The following is a 19,010-nucleotide window of genomic DNA, read 5'->3' as shown; positions in this document are numbered from 1 at the left end:
CCTCCTCGCGGCCCCTACGGGGCCACTCGATCGGTCGTGGACCGCCTCAAGGCGGTCCAACTTTCTGCCGCACGCCCTAAAGTCGATTTTCTGCCAATTCTGACTGATTCTGCGAAAGGCTAAGCGCGAGAACTGCGGCGCTCTTGTTCCATAAGGCGGTATGTCTCGTCCAGCAAATCTGCCGGTTCAACCGCAAATGCGGAAGCGATCTTAGCTATGGTCGTGAGGCTAGGTGAGGCTTCACCAGCTTCAATACGGCGCAAGTGGGAGTTACCGACACCACTCATGCGCGAAAAGGGTCGCTGCTCGATGCCTATATCGAGACGGTGTCGATATACGACCCTGCCGAAGGCAACTTTGAGAGCCTGCGCGTCTATTGATCCTATGTCCTGATTGTAATCCATTAGGACTACAGGATATGCAGCATTTCAAGGCATGTGTGCCGGATGCGGATACAATCGATAACGACACCTTGCGAAAACTAAAATGTTAAAGAGCCGATCAAGAGCCCTCCGCCATTGTTTTCTTAATGGTAAAAATTATCATTTGTAAACTAATACGGCACTTTCAAGGCATTAAAAAACATCGTCGTTCTGACTATTGTCTTTTGGTTGATCAAGAAGAGCTTCTGCTACCTCGCCTGCTTGGCAATCGGCAAGCGCAGCAATTGCAAAAATAGTATCGATATTTGTTTTTCCGTATAAACCCACTTTGAGTTTGAGGAATTGCATTTTGCTCACATCCTCCAATTCACCTATTGCCTGCACGTCAATGTTGTGCGCTTCCATAAACTTTTCAAAGTTATGCATCGTAAGCCCTTTCTATTACCGAGTTCCCCCTGTGGTGCGAATTCATTCTTCAGACACTATATTGCAACGTCTTCCCCAATTATGCATCTAAAAGCGTAAAGGTTACAAATGCCATGACCTAGCCAAAATCGTCTAGACAATCGACTTAGTTGCCTGACCGGCGAAAATCACGATAGCACTGTCGCAGAACTCAATATCCAGAGCACCTCGCTTCGTTAAAGTGTGACGCGCTTCGCGCTATTGATGACGCCAAGACGTTATGCGCCTCCCCATCATTATGACGAGGGCATATTCCCCTGCGGCTAACGCGCTTGTAAGGCAACCCCTGTAGGTGCTCGATCAGCGATGACGCTACGGAGGTTGCACCTATCACACATCAACGCCTTCAAGTCAGTCAACCCGCGTCGTAATGCGCGGAAATATGGCTATCCCATGGCATATTCAGTAGCGCGAAGCGCGTCACACTTTTATCAGGATCAGCAGAGGCGTACCTTGCCCATCTGGCTTATCTTACTTAGTTTTACATTTCTTCTTGCGCAGGACGGGCAAGTCCTGTATTATCTTTTCTTGCTTTCGGCCATGTCGAAAGCGTGGTGCAAGTGCGGGTGTGGCGGAATTGGCAGACGCGTACGGTTCAGGTCCGTATGGGGGCAACCCCATGAAGGTTCAAGTCCTTTCACCCGCACCATTTGATTTCAAAAGAAGCCCCAGGCCACCGGCTTGGGGCTTCTTTTTTTCATTCCCCAGAAGCCCCCCTTTCGTCCCCCAACTGGTGGGGGTTGAACCCCACAGGATTAACGTTACAGTAGCTCAAAAAAGCTCTTCATCAGCACATACGGCTACTTCATCCTAGATACACCCCGAACGCAGAGCTTGGCATAGGAACAAGTTACATGAACTTACTGAGCCACACCATTTCATCTACAACGTCGATCACTGTATCTATAAGTAAGTGGATATGAGGCAGGGAAAATGACGGTCATGCTACCATACCAAAGGCGGATGTTGATGCACATAAGGAGGCAGCGTGTGAGTTCAGACACCGATAGCGTGTTGGGCCGCATAATTACGGAGACCACAGACTATGAGTTCAAAGTTTCGCTCGAAGAAACTAAGCCAAAAAGCTGGCTCAAATCTGTATGCGGCTTTGCGAATGGAATAGGGGGTATGTTAGCTTTCGGCGTTAATGACGATGGTATTGCCATAGGTCTTGATGATGCTCATCAAACGGCCGATAAGATCAGTGAGCTTATCGGGGCAAGAATCGACCCCTGCCCTAATTTCCATCTTAGTGCTGAGCGCGTCGACGGAGTTGTCGTTCTATTGCTCGATGTACCTGCCGGAAGGGACTGTCCTTACTTCTATGTGGGAGATGGCACCCAAGTTGCTTACGTCCGAGCCGGAAGTCGCTCGCTACCGGCTAATGCATCCCAGCTAAGAACTCTTTCCATGCGCGGAGCTCATGTTCACTTCGATGAGTTGGAAACGCAATACAAGCGCGAGGACTATAGTTTCGACATTTTGAAGGCGACCTACCTCCAGAGAACGGGTGATCCTTTTGAAGAGTCGGATTTCATATCCTTTGGTCTTGCCACGAGAGATGGTGCGCTTACAAACGCAGGTGTCCTTCTTGCAGACCAGCCTATCCTTCGCTGCAATAGAATATTTTGTACGAGGTGGAATGGCTTGGACAAAACGCGATTGGATGATGAAGTATCCGATGACCATGAGTATTCGGGTTGTCTGTTACGCCTTCTCCGCGAGGGCACGAACTTCGTCGAAAGAAACAACGTCGTAAGTTGGGCTAAAACAGATAATGACAGGGTTGAGACACCGAGCTATGTCGCTAGGGCAGTCGAAGAAGCCTTGGTAAATGCACTCATACATCGTGATTACGGCATCGGTGGTGCCGAGATAACGGTGTTTGCCTATGATGACAGGCTGGAAATCACTTCACCCGGTGGAAAGGTTGACGGCCCGCTTCCTCAGAATGCAGATCTTGAACATGTGGACAGCGTAAGAAGAAACCCCGTCATCGCCGACCTCTTTCAAAGGATGCGATTTATGGAGCGAAAGGGCAGCGGACTTAAGCTCATCAGGGACAAGACCGCTGTTGCACCCAACTATGAAGAACGCTTTATGCCTCGTTTCGAAGATGACGGACGTTCATTCCGTGTGATTCTGTGGAACATGAATCATAGCACCCCCCAAGTTGCCCCCCAAGTTGCCCCCCAAGCTACCCCCCAAGCTACCCCCCAAGTTGCTCAGCTCGTTGAAGTTCTCGGAGACGATGAATTAAGTCTTGCGGAGTTGATGGACCGATTCGGACTTACTGATAGAAAGTACTTCCGAAAGGCATACCTAAAGCCAGCTTTGGATTCAGAGGCGATCGAGATGACGATTCCAACGAAGCCGACCAGCAGTAATCAGCGCTATAGAAGAACGCGAAAGTAGAAACCGAACCTACCATATTAATGAGCGCGTGAGATAGCGCTTCAAGGACAATGGGCGAAACTTCGCAGCGCGGACGGGAGGCGCATGGGGTCATCGGCATCGGGCAGCCCTGCGGGAACCGCATAGCCGTATAGACGTACACTCCTGACAGTGGACGGGGACCCTTTCCTCGCCATTTTTTTGCTTCCGATACTTTCGCCAAGGGGCGTTCAGGTGCACCCAAATCATGTCGTCTCCTCTTGGGTTCTTTTTTGGTGCGTCTGCACAAAACGGACGCAGCCTAGCATGCTGTGCTCGTATACTCGCGTGAACAGCCGTTGCAGTGAAGGAGCGCGTATGAAGGTGATTGTGGTTGGATGTCACGGGCAGATGGGGCAGCCTATTTGCCGGTTCGTGGACGAGCGCGAGGGCTTGGAGCTGGTGGGCGGCGTTGGACCCGCCGGCCGCGACTATATTGGGCGCGACCTCGGCCAGGTGGCTGGTCTCGGGCGCGACTTGGGCATCCCGGTGGTGGATGACCTCGCAACCATCATTGACGAGTGCGATGTGCTCATCGACGTGTCAAGCGTGGAGCAGTGTCTTCAGACGCTGGACTTGGCTGTTGCCTACAAGAAAGCCCTCGTCACCGCCAGTACCGGGTTCACGCCCGAACAGTTCGAGCGCTTCGAGGCAGCGGGCACGCACATCCCCCTCATCTTCAAATGCAACACATCCAAGATGGTGAACGTCATGCTCGGCCTGGTGGAGATGGCGGCGAAGGCGCTCGTGGACGAATGCGACATCGAGATCATCGACCAGCACGACCGCGACAAGTTAGACGCGCCCAGCGGCACTGCCGTCATCATCGGCAACATGATTGCCCAGCTCAAGGGCACGACACTCGATGAACTGGCCGAGTATGGCCGCAGCGGCCACGGCGCACGCAAGCCAGGCGGCGTGGGCTTCCACTCACTGCGCGCCGGCGATATCACGAGCGACCACAAGGTGTACTTCGGCGGCTTCGGCGAGCGCCTCGAAATCACCCACTACTCCTACAGCGACGACTGCTTCGCCCGCGGCGCCGTAGACTGCGCCCAATTCCTCAAAGACAAACCCGCCGGCGTGTACAACATAAAGGAAGTTTTCGAATTGTTGTAGCAGTACAGTCCTCCTGCCTCGAAAGGCTCTACTCCGCAGTTGCTCGGATTCATTGTGGAATTCGTTAAGAAGAACGAGTCTCCGTATGCTGCTTCGGCTGACAGAGAAGTTCACCTGCCGTCTTAAAAAATTTGAATCACCAGCGGGAATCACAGCCGAAACTTATTGGCATGCCTTGGCACTTTATACTTGGCTTGGGGAATTGTCGGAGTTTTGTTGTCCCGGGGCTGGGAGGTGGCATTCGCTTGATGCGACTCAAAACACTGTGCATGGCGCTGCTGTGTTTGGGGCTTGCTGGACTTGTGAGCGGGTGTTCTGCGCTGAGTGGCGAGGTCTATTACAACAATGTTGAGGAAGCACGTCATGTTATGCTGCAGCAGTTGGAGGAAAAGTATCACAAGGAGTTCACGCTCACCGGCGAGGAGCGCTATACGTTTAGCGAGAGCGAAGGCTGCTACGTTTTCCGGGCGATGTTTCAAGATGAAGAGGGGCTGGAAGCGCAAGCTATTTTGGGACAGAAAAAAGGGTGGATAAGAAGGGTGATCGACGCGGGGCACATCGGCCCCTTCCCCACGAAAGACGATACCTATTCGGCCGTTTTCTACACCATGAAGGCAATTCGCGAGATAGAACCCCTGTTTGAGGGCGAACCCTTCGAGAAATACGTGATCTGCATAGACAATCCGCGCCACGCGTACTCAGACCTCTCCCTGACCTTGGAAGAGTTCTTTGCGGACGAGCAATCCTTTTACTGGCTCGACATCGTGCTGCCGGATGGTTTAACGGAGAAGGAATACACCGACACAATCTTTCGGTTTTACACGAAACTGAGAACCGAGCAGTCGCTAGCGTTTGAACTCACGGCGTACGCGAACGGGACAGAAATTTTTACCGATTACTATTTAGAAGCTGAAGGATTCTACCCCGATACAACCTACGACGACATAGAAGATCACATGTCGTTTTCTTACGGGGTTCCCATGCCCGAAGATAAATGGATGACCTGGTATTACCGCATCGACGAACAATTCTTGTGGGCCGACGAAATGTGGTGGTAAGGCCAGCGGAAAAATTTTTCGTTGCTTGATGTTTCACGTGAAACATTTTGAGCGAAAAAACCGTCTAAATGAAAACGGGGATGCTGGCTTGTTTTTGTGTTCATCTGAGGAGGATTGCGCTACACTGAGGCGCATGGAAACGGGAGAGAACAACAACCTGAACATGTTGCCGCCCGAGCGGCTGACACCAGACGAACTCGCACAGATTGCGCAGCTGGACTCGCGCGTGCTGAACATGCTAGCCGAGTGGGCAAACAAGCGGTTGACCTGCGTGCATTGCAAGCGTTGCACGCTGCGTTGCGAAGTGCTGAAGGAGCCGTCGCTCGACATTGGGCTGGTGGAAGAGGGCTTTGCGCGCATCGTTGCGCTGCCGCCCGAGGAACAACCCGACGCCGTATTGCAGCTCACGCAGGAGCATCCCGAGATCTACTACGCGCTGCGCCGCTGCTGTTTCTGCGGCTACTGCACCGCCACCTGCCAAACTCACATGCTGGCGCCCGAGCGCATGCGCGAATGGCGCGGACTGTTCTTGCAGGCCGGCCTCATGCCGCCCGAGGACTCCACGCTGGTCATGGTGGACAACGAATGGAACATTTTCAGCGCCTACCGGGCCATCTACGGCATCGGCTACCCGGAGTTTGTGAGCCTGGCGGCCGCCGCCGAACACGGGCCGGGGTTGGTCGACACGCTATTCTTCCCCGGGTGCTCGCTGGTAAGTTATGCGCCCGGCCTCACGCGCACGGTGGGGAACTGGCTGAGCGCGGCGGGGGTGTCGTGGGCATTGAGCGACGACTGCTGCGGCAGCCCGCTGATGAGTGCGGGCATGTTCGACCGCGCGGCTGGCCTGCGCCAACGCATTCTCGACCAGATGCGCGCGGCGGGTATTACGCGCATGCTTACGGTGTGCCCGGGTTGTAGCGACGAGTTCCGCGAACTGATGGGCGACGAGATTGACATTGTGCCCCTTCCCGAGTTCATGCTGCAAAAGCTGCGCGAAACGGCGCACAGTGAGGGAACGGCACCGGCGCTCGCGCCGCTCGATCTCGCCAGCGTGACGTTCTTCGATTCCTGCCACGACCGCTTCGACGGGCGCCATGGTGCCTCCATTCGCCGCCTAGTGAAACGCACGCTGCCCGAGACCGACCGGCGCGAGTTGGATCACCACCGTAAGGGCACGCTGTGCTGCGGGGCTGGCGGCGCAGTGGCGGGCTTCGACCCGGACATCACGAACCGGCGCGTGTGGCGCATCATTGATGAGGCGCGCGCAACGGGTGCCGACACGCTCATCACCGCATGTCCCACCTGCACCTACACAGTTGCGCAGGCCTGTTTGGGAGCAGACCCGGAGCGCGGCATTGGCAACCGCCACTACTTGGAAGTGTTATTCGGCGAAACCATCGACTGGAGTGTGGTGTTCGGCCAGCTCAACGACATGTGGACCGGCGAATACGGCCCCTGGCTCAACCAGACGTTCTTCGGGTAACTTGTCATCCTGAGCGAGCGAAGCGAGTCGAAGGATCCCGTGCGGTGCCAACAGGAAGACGTCCCGCTAACGCCGCACGGGATCCTTCGACTACGCGCCTGCGGCGCTTCGCTCAGGATGACAAGAGGGGTCCGCAAACTCTATCTTTGCTGCTCCGGCCGATAAAAACCGACCCGCCTTTTAGCGGGTCGGTTTGTTCTTCTGATCTGGCTTTTTCTACCGGGCGCCGCCGCCTCCGCCGAAGCCGCCGCCTCCGCCGCCGGAAAAGCCTCCACCAAAGCCACCGCCGCTTGAGAAGTTCCCACTCGCGCCCGAGATGGCTGCTTGCGCGGAAGCCATGGTGTTCGCCATAGCGGTCTGCAGCAGGTCACCGCCCGAAGGCATAGCCTGGCCGTGCGACCCGTACAGCGGCGAGTACCAGAACCACCAGGGCACACCGTAGCCGTACGCCCCTGCTTCACCGTCGAACAGTTCCGGCATCTTCGTTTGCAGCTCGCTCATGACCTGCTTCGCGATGCCAAAGATGTACGCATACACCATGAACTCGCCCCACACCTTCACGTCGGTGGGCGGGCGCTCGTCCAGCGTGGAGAAGTCGCGCAGCCAGTTGCGCAGCGCCTTGCATTTCGCCACCAGGTTGTTGCCTTCCACACTGCGGCGCGGCATGTAGTTGCCGATGACGATGAGCGCGATGGCCGTGGGCAGCGTAAACGCCAGCAGCAGGAAGTTTTGCAGCACGGCCACCATCAGCAGGCCGATAATAAACACCGCCACGCCCAGGCCAATGAGCAGGCCCTGGTAGCGCTTCCCCTTAAATTCGAAGTAGTCGTGGCGGTTCGTTTCGGCCTCCACCACGCCCTGCCAACCCTTCATGGCATCGAGGAACGGCTCCGGATGATCCTTGCCATACTTCTGGATGGAGCCGAACCACAGCGAATCGGTGCCGCCCGCGATAACATCAAACAGCAGGTCAAGCGTTGCGCGGTCGATGGGATCGGTCACGGCGTCGGCTACAGCCGGCACGCGCGTGAAATAGTAGTCCTCCACCGTTTCCAAGCGGCCGAATGCCTTCGGCTCCTGGTAGCTGCCGCGATCGATGCGCAGCGCGCCGATGTGCGACAGGTGCATGAGCGTGGCCGTGAAGTCGTTCTGACTTTCGCGATTCCAGCGCCACAAACGGCCGATGACGGCCGGGTGCACGCCGGGCGCGGGCACGTCACGCCAGTATTCGTCCGTGAAGTCGGGTTTATGTTCGCGACCGTAGCGGAAGTACGACCACAGCGCCCACGCAATCAGCAGCACGCACACCACGCCGCAGCCGATGAGCAGCAGAAGGGCGTTCGTGCGTTCGCGGTTCGCCTGATCGGCCCAGGCCTGTTCCTCCGTCTTCGCCTGCTCAAGGCGCGCTACACCCTGGTGGGCCTTCAAGGCCTCGGGCGAGAGGTTCGTCAGCCACGACACGGGGAACAGCACGCGCGCCTCGGCGTACTGGCCGGCGTTCACGTGCGGGTTGTGATAGGTTACCGTGCCGTCCGAGTTGATGGTGACGGTGCCGTCGAGCGGACCGTGGCCCCAGGCCAGCACGTTGTCGCCGGGCACCACCTCAACGCCCTGCGGCACGGGTAGCGCCAGCGTCATGGTAACGTTGTCCGAGTCCTCTTCCCACTGGCTGCCGATGTACTTCCAGTACACCTCGCCCACGTCCTCGTAGGCCTGCACGCCGTTGATGACGGTGTAGTCCAGCTCAATCATCAGGCGCTCGTCGGACACGTTAAAGAAGGCGTACACGGCGTTCAGGGGCTTGTCGACGGAATATGCCTCTGTGCCGGGGCCTCCCACGTCGCGCCAGCTGAGAACGAATGGCACGCTGGGAAGCGTCTTCCACTCGCCCTCGACGGCGCCGTCCGCGCCCACGCGCGCCATGCGCATGGAGTTCACCTGCAACTGCGCGTTCGACGGCAGACCACTGAAGGTCCACCACACGGCGGTGAAATCGCCATTAAAGTCAAAGGTGCGCTGTTCGACGGCGTGCAGCGAGCCGTCGGTTTCGGCTTGGGCGGTGATGTCCACCTTCGTCATATCGTAGGATTTCGCCCACGCGGTGCTGGGCGCAGCCGCCACGATGGCGAGCGCGACGCACGCAAGCAGCGCGCAAAGCATGATGGCGCGGCTTAACCGCGTGTTGGCGCCGCGCAAACGCGGATTAAATAGGACAAGTTGCGAATCGCTCGTGTTTTGCACGATTGTGCTCCTTGCATGTTGGGGTTCGTCACGGTATCATTGCAAACCGCACCTATTATACTGCGGAGAGCTGACCGAGAGGCCGAAGGTGCTCGCCTGCTAAGCGAGTATACGCCAAAAGCGTATCTGGGGTTCGAATCCCCAGCTCTCCGCCACCGCATTGTTAAGCCCAGGAGACTGGGCTTTTTTTCATGCCGTTTGGCGGGAGTGTGGGGAAGTGAGAAGCTCGGCGAAGGCCGTGGAACTATTTCGCCCAGGGGGGCTTGAAGGGGCGACGGGGGTGGTCGTCGAGGCGTTTGGCTTTGGCGGTGGGCTTTTTGCCCCAGCCGGGATGATGGCGCACGAACACAGCGCGGCAGATGCGGGTGATAATGAGTCCAATGAGCGCGGTAGCGAGAAAACTCAGCGCCAGGTCAAGCACCGGTTCGTTGCGCTCAAGCAGCGCGTAGCCACACACGAACGCGAAGAACCCCGACAAAATGCCCGTGAGCCAAGTGAACCCTTTGATGAGAATTTCTTTCGCGCGGTTCGGCGAGTACTTGTACTGGGCCACCAGATACACAATAAGCGCCACCACGGCCAGCACCAGGAGCAAGGGCACGATGCGGGAAAGCCTAGCTATCATGTCGATGCTCCTTCTGTGCGAGAGTTACGGGTAGTGCTGCGGCGGCGTGAGCTGGCGTAGCGGGTGTTGCTAGAACTGCACCGTCGGCGCCGTTTCTGCGCCCGCGGTGGCGTCGAAGCTTTCGCGCTGCTTGAAGCCCATGGGGCCGGCCAGCAGCACGGCGGGGAACGTCTGGATGGCGGTGTTGTACTTCATCACGGTGTCGTTGTAGCTTTGGCGCATGTAGCTGATTTTGTCTTCCGTGTTGGACAGTTCGGCCTGCAGCTGCTGGAAGTTTGTGTTCGCCTTGAGGTCCGGATAGGCCTCAGCCACGGCGAACAGGCTCTTCAGAGCGCCGGTCAGCATGCCGTCGGCCTGCATCTTACCCTCGGGCGTGGGCGCGCTCATTACGGCCGCGCGAGCCTGCGTGACCTCGTCCAGCGTGCCGCGTTCGTGCGAGGCGTAGCCCTTCACGGTTTCCACCAAGTTGGGGATGAGGTCCAGGCGGCGCTGCAGCTGCACGTCGATTTGCGCCCAGGCGTTGTCCACCATGTTGCGCAACTTCACGAGGTTGTTGTACAGCGCGATGGCCGCGATGACCAGCACAACAACAATGACAAGAACAATGATCAATGCGGTGCTCATGATGCTCCTTTGTTCGGTTGACCTCATTCTACCATCGCGGGTGCCCAGCGTGCGGAAGTTGGCGCGAAGTCAAGAAACGGAAGATGCCCAGTCACCTGCTAGGCGGGGACGACCGCCGCGCGCAGCGAGCCAAACGCCGTCGTGCGCGCCCACCATCCGCGCTGGCGCGCAGCAACCGACAAGCGCAGGGCCGCGTCCACATCGGAACACACGGCGAAGGTTGACGACCCGCTGCCGCAGAGCAGTACGCCTTCCACGCCCGGTTGCTCCGTCGCCCACGTACGCACGTCCGTCAGTTCGGGAAGCAGCAGTTCAGAGGCCGGCGCCAGGTTGTTGAACAGCGGGACGTCTACGGCGCTGCTTGCGGTGGCGGCTGCGGCGGCCAGGTTCACGTCAAGCGGCTGCGGGTGTTTGTCGAAGGTGCGGTAGGCCTCAGCCGTAGACACGCCAGCGGCGGGCTTCATGAGCACGAGGCTTTTCTTGAGCGGCGTGAGGGTGCGCTCGAAGTGCTCGCCCGCGCCGTTGAAGCACGCACAGCCTCCGTGTAGGAAAAACGCCACGTCGCTGCCCAGGGCGTGGGCCACTTCTTCCAGCAGCGGGTCGTTGGGATTCACGCCCCACAGGTGCGCCGCACCCAAGAGCGCGGCGGCCGCGTCGGACGAGCCGCCGCCGAGGCCTGCCTGCGCGGGAATGTGCTTTTCGATGTGCACTTCCACCGTTTCGTGCTGGTTACGGCCGAGGCGACCAGCCAGAGCGGCGATGGCCTTGTGGGCGATGTTGTTTTCGGAGGGCACGTCGAGCGGCTCCAGGCCCTCGCGCGCAGAGGTTTCCACGTGCACGGTGAGGCCGCTTGCGTCTTCCGCGCCGGGCAAAAGGCGCAGATAGAGAATATCGTGCAGGTTCACGGCGTGCAGAATGCTGGTAGCATCGTGGTAGCCGTCGGCGCGGCGGCCGCCAATGCCTAAATACAGGTTGACCTTGGCTGGCGCGATGAGTTTCACTGCGCCGGAGCCGCGGGCGGGAGTGCGCTCGTCCAGCTGCTGCGCCGCGCGGGCGGTTGCCACCAAGTCGACGGGAGTGTCGGCGTCAGTCGGGCTGGTGGCAGGGCGGTTCTGGTTGTTGGGTTGTGTTGCAGTCATAGCGCTATCGTTTCTTCCTCTTGCTTGCGAAAAATCCGCGCAGCAGCGCGGCGCATTCTTCTTTTAGGACGCCGGGAACAACCTCGAATGTGTGGTTGAGGCGCTCATCAGCGTTGATGCGGTACAGCGTACCGAGCGCGCCGGCCTTCGGGTCGGGCGCGCCAAAAACACACCGATCGATACGCGCCTGATGCATAAGCCCGGCGCACATGATGCACGGCTCCAGCGTCACATACACGGTGCAGCCCGTGAGCCGCCACGCGTCCAGTTCGGCCGCAGTCTGCTTCATGGCCAGAAATTCCGCATGGCCCGCCGGATCGCGCGTGGTTTCGCGCAGATTGCAGGCGCGTGCGATGACGCGCGCCTCGGCCAGCGGACGGCGCGTTCCCGGGTCGATGGGCTCGTAAACCACAACGGCCCCGATAGGTACTTCGCCCAGGTCAGCCGCGTGTCTTGCCTCTTCCAGTGCCAGACGCAGATAGAACTCGTCGCTTTCCCGCGGCGCAAAGGGCGCGGTGCGCGAGGGCGGATGCTGGCCGGGTGCGTTGGCATCGGCTGTGTTTCGCATATCTAAATCGTCGTTCATGCGCTGTATTATATGGTATCCTTTGCTTGCGTTTCGGAGCCACTCCGAAAAAGCATGCGGCGAACGAGCGTTTCACGTGAAACATCCCGCCGCCGGGTTGCACGCAGGCCGCGCCTTTCGCGCAGTCACGAGCGCCGACCCCATCTCAACAAGCGGAGGCGTGGCCGAGTGGTTGAAGGCGGCAGTCTTGAAAACTGTTAAACCGCAAGGTTTCGTGGGTTCAAATCCTACCGCCTCCGCCAGATTTCTAAATACCTGATAATTGTTTTATTCCAAGGGTGCAGTAGCTCTATGGGTTTCAATTTTTCTAGCTTTTTATAACGGTTGTTTTTGGCTTTCTAACTTTGCACAAGTTTTTGAATTTTCTTGTACAAAAAAGTTGAAGGGTAACAGCACGCGAGAATGGCTGCGATTTCATTATCACCAGGAATTTGCGTGATTTCGAGGACTCGACGGTACCCTACATCGACCCAGTGGGGTTCCTCTCACTTCGGTAGGGGCTTCCGTGAGCGTCGCAGTTCTGGTTCGCGGAAGAAGAGGATAGCGGTGAGAGCGGTAGAGAGTATGTCGGAGGCGAGTTGAGCCCAGAAGACGGCGGCGAGCGGGGTGACTCCTGTGAGCGCGGGTAGCACGAGCGGAGCCGCCACTACGAAGGGAAGGAGGAACACTATCTGCTGGCAAAACGTGAGCAGGATGGCTTTGCTGGCGCAGCCTATGGCTTGGAAGTAGTTCGTTCCCATGATGCGCACCATTAGTACGGGCATGGCGAACAACGTCACGCGCAGAGCCCAGCAGGCGAACTCGGCCGTGACTCCCGTGAAGCCGAACAGACCCATGAGCAGCAGTGGGTTGAGCTCTATGACCAGCCAAAATACGGTGAGGCAGCCCGCCCCCACTGCGAGGGCGCGGCGCACCACTGCTCGCACGCGTGCAGCATCGCCGCCTCCGTGATTGTAGCCAATAAGCGGGCGCACACCCACCGCCACGCCAATGGCGGGTACGAGCGCGAACTGCGATACACGGCTGATGGCTCCCGACACGGCGAGCGCGTCGTCACCGCCGAGGATCGTGGCCGCACCGTACGCCACCACGAGACCGTTCAGCAGCAGATTCAGTGCAGCGTCGGAGCTGCGCACGATAAACGACGGCATGCCCAGCAGCGCGATGCGCCCCATCAGCTGCGCGTCGGGCCGCAGATCGCGCCAGCGCAAGCGAAACGGCATGTCACGCTTGAACAGGAAGGCTATCGTCATCACGAGGCACACCACCTGCCCCAACACCGTAGCCGCGGCGGCACCCACAATGCCCCAACCAAGCACAATAACGAACGCGTAATCCAGCGCGATATTCGCCACCGCACCCGCAATTTGCACTGCCAGCGTGCGGCTGGGGAAGCCCACCGCCCGCAAAAACGTGTCAATGCCCAGAGAAAACCCCAGCGCGAACGTACCCAACACGGTAAGAATAAGGTAGGTCTTGGCCTGCGCAAGTACCTCGCCCGATGCGCCCACCAAGCCCAACACCGGCTCGGCCCACCACAGTACCGTGGCACCGAGCAGCACCGACATCCCCACGAGCATTACCAGCGCGTTACCCAACACGTGAGCGGCACCTTCGCGCGAACCCGCTCCCAGGCGCAGCGCAACCACCGCGGTGCCGCCATCACCGATAAGCATGACTAGGGCATTCAGCAGCGTCACGAACGGCATGGCAATAGTGGTGGCCGCCACACCAGCCATGCCAAGCGCCTGTCCCACAAACATGCCATCCACCAAAATATAGAAGCGCGTGATTAGCAGCCCCGCCGCCACCGGCAGCGCAAAACGCGCAAGCAGACGGCCCACCTGTTCGGTGCCCATGGATGCATCGGGCTTCGGCCCCGCAACGCGAGGCTCCTCTTCCTTCCGCTGATCTCCGGAAACGCCCATGCGCACCCCCCTTCGCCTTCATCCCCGCTGGCAGCCACCGCCAGCCGCCGGCGCCCCGCGCCCCCCAGCTACCCGTCACCACCCCAAACACATGACTTGTCAATACCTCAAGCCTGTTTCGACATGATAACGCCTCCCCCGCAAGAAGCAAGCCCGGCCCACCGCACACATGGCGGCAGGCCGGGCCCAAGGAGGGGAGGCACTCTGTATTCGCCCAGGTTAGCGGGCTATATAGTACACATTCGGCTTCGTGCCGTATTCTTCGCCCAGCACGCGGGTCTGCTCGTTTGCCAGAAGCTTCGCCACGTCGCTCTCGGGGTCGTCCAAATCGCCGAAGATGCGCGCGTCACCAGGACAAGCGCGTACGCACGAGGGGTCAATGCTGTCGGTGTAACCTTTGCTGCGGCAGAAGTCGCACTTGTACACCTTCCCCACCTCGAAGTTCGCGTACATCCGCTGCTCCTGTTCGGTCAACCCATGCTCGGGGAAGTACCCCTCAATGCGGTCGGCCACATAGGTGCGCACATCGTAGGGGCAGGCCGCGATGCAGTACTTGCAGCCGATGCACTTGCTGTGGTCGATGTTCACCACGCCACCCTCGTCGCGATACGACGCGCCCGTCGGGCACACCGACACGCACGCAGCCTCTTCGCAATGGGCGCACAGCATGGGCGTGTACACCGCCGTCGCATTCGGATATACGCCCTGCTCATCCAGGGACACGTGCGAGTAAAACATGCCGGGAGGCGTGCCGTTCGATTGCTTGCATGCGATAGTGCAGGCGTTACAGCCCACGCATCGCCTCAGGTCGATCACCATTCCGTAGCGCATTTGTCCTCCCTCCTTATGCCTTGTAGACCTTGACGGCCACCGAGTTATTCAAGTTACCCATCATGAAACCAATGTCGCGTTCGTCATCGTTGAGCAGCGTGTTGTAGTGCGGGCCCTCGTGCGCGAAATCCACCAGACCGGCGCCCTTCGCGCCCCACTTGCCGGAAATGGCCAGCGTCGAGGGGTGAATCATCTCGGACAGATGCAGCACGCCCGAGGTTTTGCCGCCGTACATGGACTCAATCACCACTTCGTCGCCTTCGGCCAGGCCCAGTTCAGCGGCGCGCGCGGGTGCCAGCAGCACCTTCTTCAGGTTCGGGTCGAAGTGTTCCTCCACGTCGTGCAGCCAGTGGTTGTACGACAGACCCGACGAGTCGTTCACCTGGAAGTGCGTCTTGAACTGCAGTACCTTGAAGGGGAATTCCTCGGTGGGATGCATGCCTTCGAACTCGAAGAACAGCGGCGCGGCCGAGTACTGGCGCAGCACTTCGTCGATGTCGGCGTGCGGGAACTCGATGTTGTTCTCGGCCAGCATCTCACGCAGCATGCGCGCGGAGCGAGCGTTGTAGCTAAAGTACACGGGGATGCGGTATGCGTTCTCCGGGTGCCAGTGCCAAATGTAGCTGGACTTCACGTCGGGCAGCTCATAGCCCACGACGGCGCATTCGCTCACAGCGTCCCAGCCGTCGCCGCCGAACTGCGTCTTCAGCTTGCGTTCGACCACGTCAGCGTAGGTGTAGGGCTCCTTCGGACTGAGCGCGAACTCCTCAGCAATGCCACCGGGCTTGTCGGGCAGGAACTTACCCTGGAAGCCCTTGTTGGCAATACCCGTCATCTTCGGCAGAATGCCCAGCGCGTGTGCGTACTGAATGAGCAGGTCTTCCTGCTGGCGCGTGTCGAACACGGGCTCCACCACCGGCTTGCGCGCCTCAATAATACGCAGGCGGCGGCTGTAGTCGGACGTGCCCTTGTTGGAAATCCACGTGGCGTTCCACAGCGCGTAACGCTCAAGCGCGTGGTGCTCGGGCAGCACGATGTCGGCGAACTGCGTCAATTCATCCATCCAGAGCGAAATGGTGAACGTGAACGGAATCTGCTTGAGCGCTTCCACCACCGGCTCGGGGTTGGAGTTCGAACGCAGCGGGTTGCCGCCGCCCAGCACCATGTACACCTCGGGCTTGTAATCCAGGTAGTAGCTCTCCGGGTCCACGGCCGCGCGCCACACCAGCTGCATGATGTGCAGCTCGTGCGGGTAGAAGCATTCCAGCTTGTAGCTTTGCGGCGGGAACGACAGTTTCTCCTGGCCAAGCACCTGGTTTTTGAAGTTGTCGGACGCGGGCGGAACCAGCAAGCCGTCGGCATCGGTTTTCATCACGTGCAAGTCGCCGTGCTCCAAGCCCAGGCTGCCACCGGGGACGTCAATGTTGCCCAGCAGCTCGTTCACCACTTCAATAGCTTTGAACAGCTCCACGTTCAGCGGGTTCGAGTTCGCACCGCGGCCGGGCGCTAGCGCCATGGCCGGGCGGAAGGGGAACGTCTCGCCGTCAATTTCAATGGTGGAGCCAATGCGGGCGTAGTCCACCAGCTCCTGCGCAATGCGGCGCGTAGTGGTGGCGGGCACCGTGGTAACCTCTTCGGCCCACTCGGGCGTCATGTCCACCACGTAGTCCTTGATCAGCTGCAAGCAGGTTTTTACGCGCTTGCCCTGCACCTCATATTCGCCGAACAGCGCATACGTGTCGCCGACGGAGGTGTCGAACGGCACGGCCGCGTTGGCGGCCTGGTCCCACACGAGCGGCTTGCCCGTGGCCGGGTCGCGCACGTAATCCTGGAAGCACACCTTCGTGCCCTTGAGCGTTTCATACGCGTCTTCCACCAGGTAGGACGAGTTCGTGCGCACCTTGAGGAAGTGCTCGTCGCAGCGGCCAATTTCGTGCAGCATCACGTTCACGATGGCCCAGCACATGGCCACGTCGGTGCCGGGCGCGATGGGCACCCACTCGCCCGTCTGTGCGGAGTTCGTCTTGCGCGGGTTCACGCAAACCACTTTCATGCCGCGCGCGACGGCGTCCACGTACTCCTTCGTGTTCTGGTGCGCGAGGCCCCACTCGTCGCCGATGGAGCGGCCCATGAGCAGCAGATAGTCGCAGCGCTCCATGTCGCACTTGTCCACCTTCGTGCCTTTGGTGGCCATGGGGCCGAAGTGGTCGGCGCACAGCGGGCCGGAGGTGGTGAGGCCGTTCGGCGTGCCGAAGGGGCCTTCGAAGATGAGACGCTTGAACGAGTCCTCGTTGCCGAAGCCGGTCTGCGTGAACAGGCCGCGCGGGTCTTTCTCCATGCATTCCTTGAGCTTTTGCGTGGTAATTTCCATGGCCTCGTCCCAGGTGATTTCCACCCAGCCGGGATCCACGTCGAGACCCTTTTCGGGGTTCGTGCGCTTGAGCGGCTTCTTCACGCGGTAGGGATGGTACAAACCACCCAGCACCGACAGGCCGCGCGGGCAGAGTCGGCCCTGGTTGGTGGGCGATTTCGGGTCGCCCTTGATTTCCACGGCCACGCCGTCAACCACTTTCACCTGCGTGCCGCAGATGGGGTTGTGGCAGGCCGGGCACGTGGCTGGCTTCCACTCTTCGGTGGCGGCGGCGTGTGCTTGCGCGCCGGGAGCGAACCAGGTTGTGGATGCGCCGGCGCCGAGAGCGGCAGCTGCGCCGAGGGCGGTGGCGCCTTTCAGAAACGAACGACGGGACAGGGATGTCATGCGGGCACCTCCTCGGTGTCGATTGCGGGAACGGTCGCGGGTGCGGCTGCGGGTGCGGCGGCTGCGCGCTTGGCGAGCAGCGTGGTGCCGGCGGCGTACACCAGCATGCCGATGCCCACGGCGCCAGCGAACACGACCACTTCCACGATGTCGAAGGCGGGCGCGCCGGGCATTTCGAGCTCGGGAACTGCGGCGATGGACTGCGTGCCCCAGAAGATGGCCAGCTTCAGCAGCGGAATGGCCACCACGGCCAGGATGGCGGCAGCGCGTGCGGCAATGGTTGACGCGAGCGGGGCCACCAGCGCGACAACGGCCGCGACGACGGCGCACGCAAGGCCCAGCCAGAACAGCGGATGCGCGGCAATAGCGGCGAACTGGCTGCCCAGCACCGTGCCAGCGCCGGCGTTCAGCACCACGTCGAACGCGAGCGAAGCTGCGGTCAAAAGCGCACCGGTTGCGGTGAGCGCGCGCCAGGCGCGACTTTCGGGCTTGAAGGCCACGATGACGGCGGCCGCCAGCGTGCCTGCCTGAATGAGCGCAGGGCCAGCGCCCAGCAGCACACCCCAGGCGTCCTTGCCGCTGCAGGTGGTGAGCAGCCACGCTTCCACAGCCAGAAGCACCAGGCCAGTGATGATGCCCACGACGGCCAGCGCGCGACCAGCTGTTTCACTGCGCGCGAGAAGCACGGCAACAATGGTGAACACAATGCACAGCGGCAGCACGATAGCGTCGAAGAACACGGGCGACGACGGGTTCGCCGACGCGTACGCCAGCATGATGGCCTGCGGAAACCCGAGGTCAACCACAATAAGAACGGATGCAGCCACAAACGCCGCGCACGCCACGGCGTACAACTTCGCCATGAGCGCTCCGTCCATGAGTCCCGCCGTGCGCGCAATGCCGCCCACAACCAGCAGTCCCGCGCCGACGGATGCCAGCGTGTAGAACAGGGCAATGTAGAAACCCCACGGGTACTGCGATGCGCCGGCCATCGACTGACCAGCCATTTGGAAGATAAACGCCGCGATGCCGATAACGGCCAGCGCCGCGCCGACAATCCAAAACGGCTTCGGCACGCCGCAAACGAGACGCCCTTCCGAGCTCTCTTGCTTCATGGTCCCTCCTTTGAACCTCTCCTCTTAGTTGACTTATCAATTGACAAGTCATTGCATAGAGTACGAGCCTGATATTGACATGTCAAGTATTAAGACGTATCTTTTTCATTGGCGATGTTGAGAGGAAGTCCCATTAACAGCGATGATTTTTTCGTTGCAAGGAAATGGCGAAGCGGAAATTTTTGGATAAGTTACCAGGAGCAACAGGGCACTTTCGCCAAA

The 19,010-nt window shown here is 59.5% G+C and carries 15 protein-coding genes and 3 tRNA genes; 7 read left to right on the top strand and 11 right to left on the bottom strand.

What is annotated here, in order from left to right:
- Positions 1 to 119 precede the first annotated feature (119 nt).
- Both QNJ86_RS13880 and QNJ86_RS04325 read right to left on the bottom strand, forming a co-directional pair.
- The gene (locus tag QNJ86_RS13880; protein ID WP_420052751.1) at positions 120 to 404 is read right to left on the bottom strand and encodes a helix-turn-helix domain-containing protein; all 285 of its coding nucleotides are present in this window, start codon (positions 402 to 404) and stop codon (positions 120 to 122) included.
- 171 nt (positions 405 to 575) lie between these two features.
- Positions 576 to 809: a hypothetical protein gene (locus QNJ86_RS04325; RefSeq protein ID WP_283831359.1), complete on the bottom strand. Its 234-nt coding sequence runs from the start codon at positions 807 to 809 to the stop codon at positions 576 to 578.
- Between the two features lie 601 nt (positions 810 to 1,410).
- Here QNJ86_RS04325 and QNJ86_RS04320 point away from each other — a divergent pair.
- The 5 genes from QNJ86_RS04320 to QNJ86_RS04300 all read left to right on the top strand — a co-directional run bounded on the left by QNJ86_RS04320 (position 1,411) and on the right by QNJ86_RS04300 (position 6,941).
- Positions 1,411 to 1,497: transfer RNA gene (locus tag QNJ86_RS04320), tRNA-Leu, on the top strand.
- A 341-nt stretch (positions 1,498 to 1,838) separates the two neighbouring features.
- Positions 1,839 to 3,263, top strand: coding sequence for a Fic family protein (locus QNJ86_RS04315; protein WP_283831358.1), 1,425 nt, complete (start codon positions 1,839 to 1,841; stop codon positions 3,261 to 3,263).
- Positions 3,264 to 3,599: 336 nt separating this feature from the next.
- The gene (gene dapB / locus QNJ86_RS04310; RefSeq protein ID WP_283831357.1) at positions 3,600 to 4,400 is read left to right on the top strand and encodes a 4-hydroxy-tetrahydrodipicolinate reductase; all 801 of its coding nucleotides are present in this window, start codon (positions 3,600 to 3,602) and stop codon (positions 4,398 to 4,400) included.
- Positions 4,401 to 4,645: 245 nt separating this feature from the next.
- Entirely contained in the window at positions 4,646 to 5,458 is an 813-nt protein-coding gene (locus QNJ86_RS04305; RefSeq protein WP_283831356.1) for a hypothetical protein, read from the top strand.
- Positions 5,459 to 5,591: 133 nt separating this feature from the next.
- Entirely contained in the window at positions 5,592 to 6,941 is a 1,350-nt protein-coding gene (locus QNJ86_RS04300; protein ID WP_283831355.1) for a (Fe-S)-binding protein, read from the top strand.
- Between the two features lie 216 nt (positions 6,942 to 7,157).
- Here QNJ86_RS04300 and QNJ86_RS04295 read toward each other — a convergent pair whose 3' ends face one another.
- The gene (locus QNJ86_RS04295) at positions 7,158 to 9,182 is read right to left on the bottom strand and encodes a DUF2207 domain-containing protein (protein WP_283831354.1); all 2,025 of its coding nucleotides are present in this window, start codon (positions 9,180 to 9,182) and stop codon (positions 7,158 to 7,160) included.
- A gap of 64 nt (positions 9,183 to 9,246) precedes the next feature.
- Between QNJ86_RS04295 and QNJ86_RS04290 the strand changes: the two genes are divergently transcribed.
- Positions 9,247 to 9,337 (top strand) — tRNA-Ser (locus QNJ86_RS04290).
- Positions 9,338 to 9,426: 89 nt separating this feature from the next.
- Here QNJ86_RS04290 and QNJ86_RS04285 read toward each other — a convergent pair.
- From QNJ86_RS04285 to QNJ86_RS04270, 4 genes are all read right to left on the bottom strand, one after another.
- Entirely contained in the window at positions 9,427 to 9,807 is a 381-nt protein-coding gene (locus QNJ86_RS04285; RefSeq protein ID WP_283831353.1) for a guanylate cyclase, read from the bottom strand.
- Between the two features lie 69 nt (positions 9,808 to 9,876).
- The gene (locus tag QNJ86_RS04280; protein ID WP_283831352.1) at positions 9,877 to 10,431 is read right to left on the bottom strand and encodes a LemA family protein; all 555 of its coding nucleotides are present in this window, start codon (positions 10,429 to 10,431) and stop codon (positions 9,877 to 9,879) included.
- Positions 10,432 to 10,529: 98 nt separating this feature from the next.
- Positions 10,530 to 11,570 carry a 4-(cytidine 5'-diphospho)-2-C-methyl-D-erythritol kinase gene (gene ispE, locus QNJ86_RS04275; protein ID WP_283831351.1) on the bottom strand — a complete coding sequence of 347 codons (1,041 nt, stop codon included), beginning with the start codon at positions 11,568 to 11,570 and terminating at the stop codon, positions 10,530 to 10,532.
- A gap of 4 nt (positions 11,571 to 11,574) precedes the next feature.
- Positions 11,575 to 12,138, bottom strand: coding sequence for a nucleoside deaminase (locus QNJ86_RS04270; RefSeq protein ID WP_283831350.1), 564 nt, complete (start codon positions 12,136 to 12,138; stop codon positions 11,575 to 11,577).
- 172 nt (positions 12,139 to 12,310) lie between these two features.
- Between QNJ86_RS04270 and QNJ86_RS04265 the strand changes: the two genes are divergently transcribed.
- Positions 12,311 to 12,398, top strand: a tRNA-Ser gene (locus QNJ86_RS04265).
- A 243-nt stretch (positions 12,399 to 12,641) separates the two neighbouring features.
- Here the strand turns inward: QNJ86_RS04265 and QNJ86_RS04260 are convergent.
- The 4 genes from QNJ86_RS04260 to QNJ86_RS04245 form a co-directional block, all read right to left on the bottom strand.
- On the bottom strand, positions 12,642 to 14,084 hold the full coding sequence (locus QNJ86_RS04260; protein WP_283831349.1) for an MATE family efflux transporter: 1,443 nt from the start codon (positions 14,082 to 14,084) through the stop codon (positions 12,642 to 12,644).
- Between the two features lie 219 nt (positions 14,085 to 14,303).
- The gene (locus tag QNJ86_RS04255; RefSeq protein WP_283831348.1) at positions 14,304 to 14,915 is read right to left on the bottom strand and encodes a 4Fe-4S dicluster domain-containing protein; all 612 of its coding nucleotides are present in this window, start codon (positions 14,913 to 14,915) and stop codon (positions 14,304 to 14,306) included.
- Positions 14,916 to 14,928: 13 nt separating this feature from the next.
- The gene (locus tag QNJ86_RS04250) at positions 14,929 to 17,673 is read right to left on the bottom strand and encodes a molybdopterin-dependent oxidoreductase (protein WP_283831347.1); all 2,745 of its coding nucleotides are present in this window, start codon (positions 17,671 to 17,673) and stop codon (positions 14,929 to 14,931) included.
- Complete coding sequence (locus tag QNJ86_RS04245) at positions 17,670 to 18,788, bottom strand: hypothetical protein (RefSeq protein WP_283831346.1); 1,119 nt, start codon at positions 18,786 to 18,788, stop codon at positions 17,670 to 17,672. The genes QNJ86_RS04250 and QNJ86_RS04245 overlap by 4 nt, the downstream gene beginning before the upstream one ends.
- Positions 18,789 to 19,010 lie beyond the last annotated feature (222 nt).

This window comes from Gordonibacter faecis (assembly GCF_030077735.1).
Taxonomy (GTDB): domain Bacteria; phylum Actinomycetota; class Coriobacteriia; order Coriobacteriales; family Eggerthellaceae; genus Gordonibacter; species Gordonibacter faecis.
Note: the sequence above shows the minus strand (reverse complement) of the source record. Positions and strands in the feature narration are given on the sequence as shown.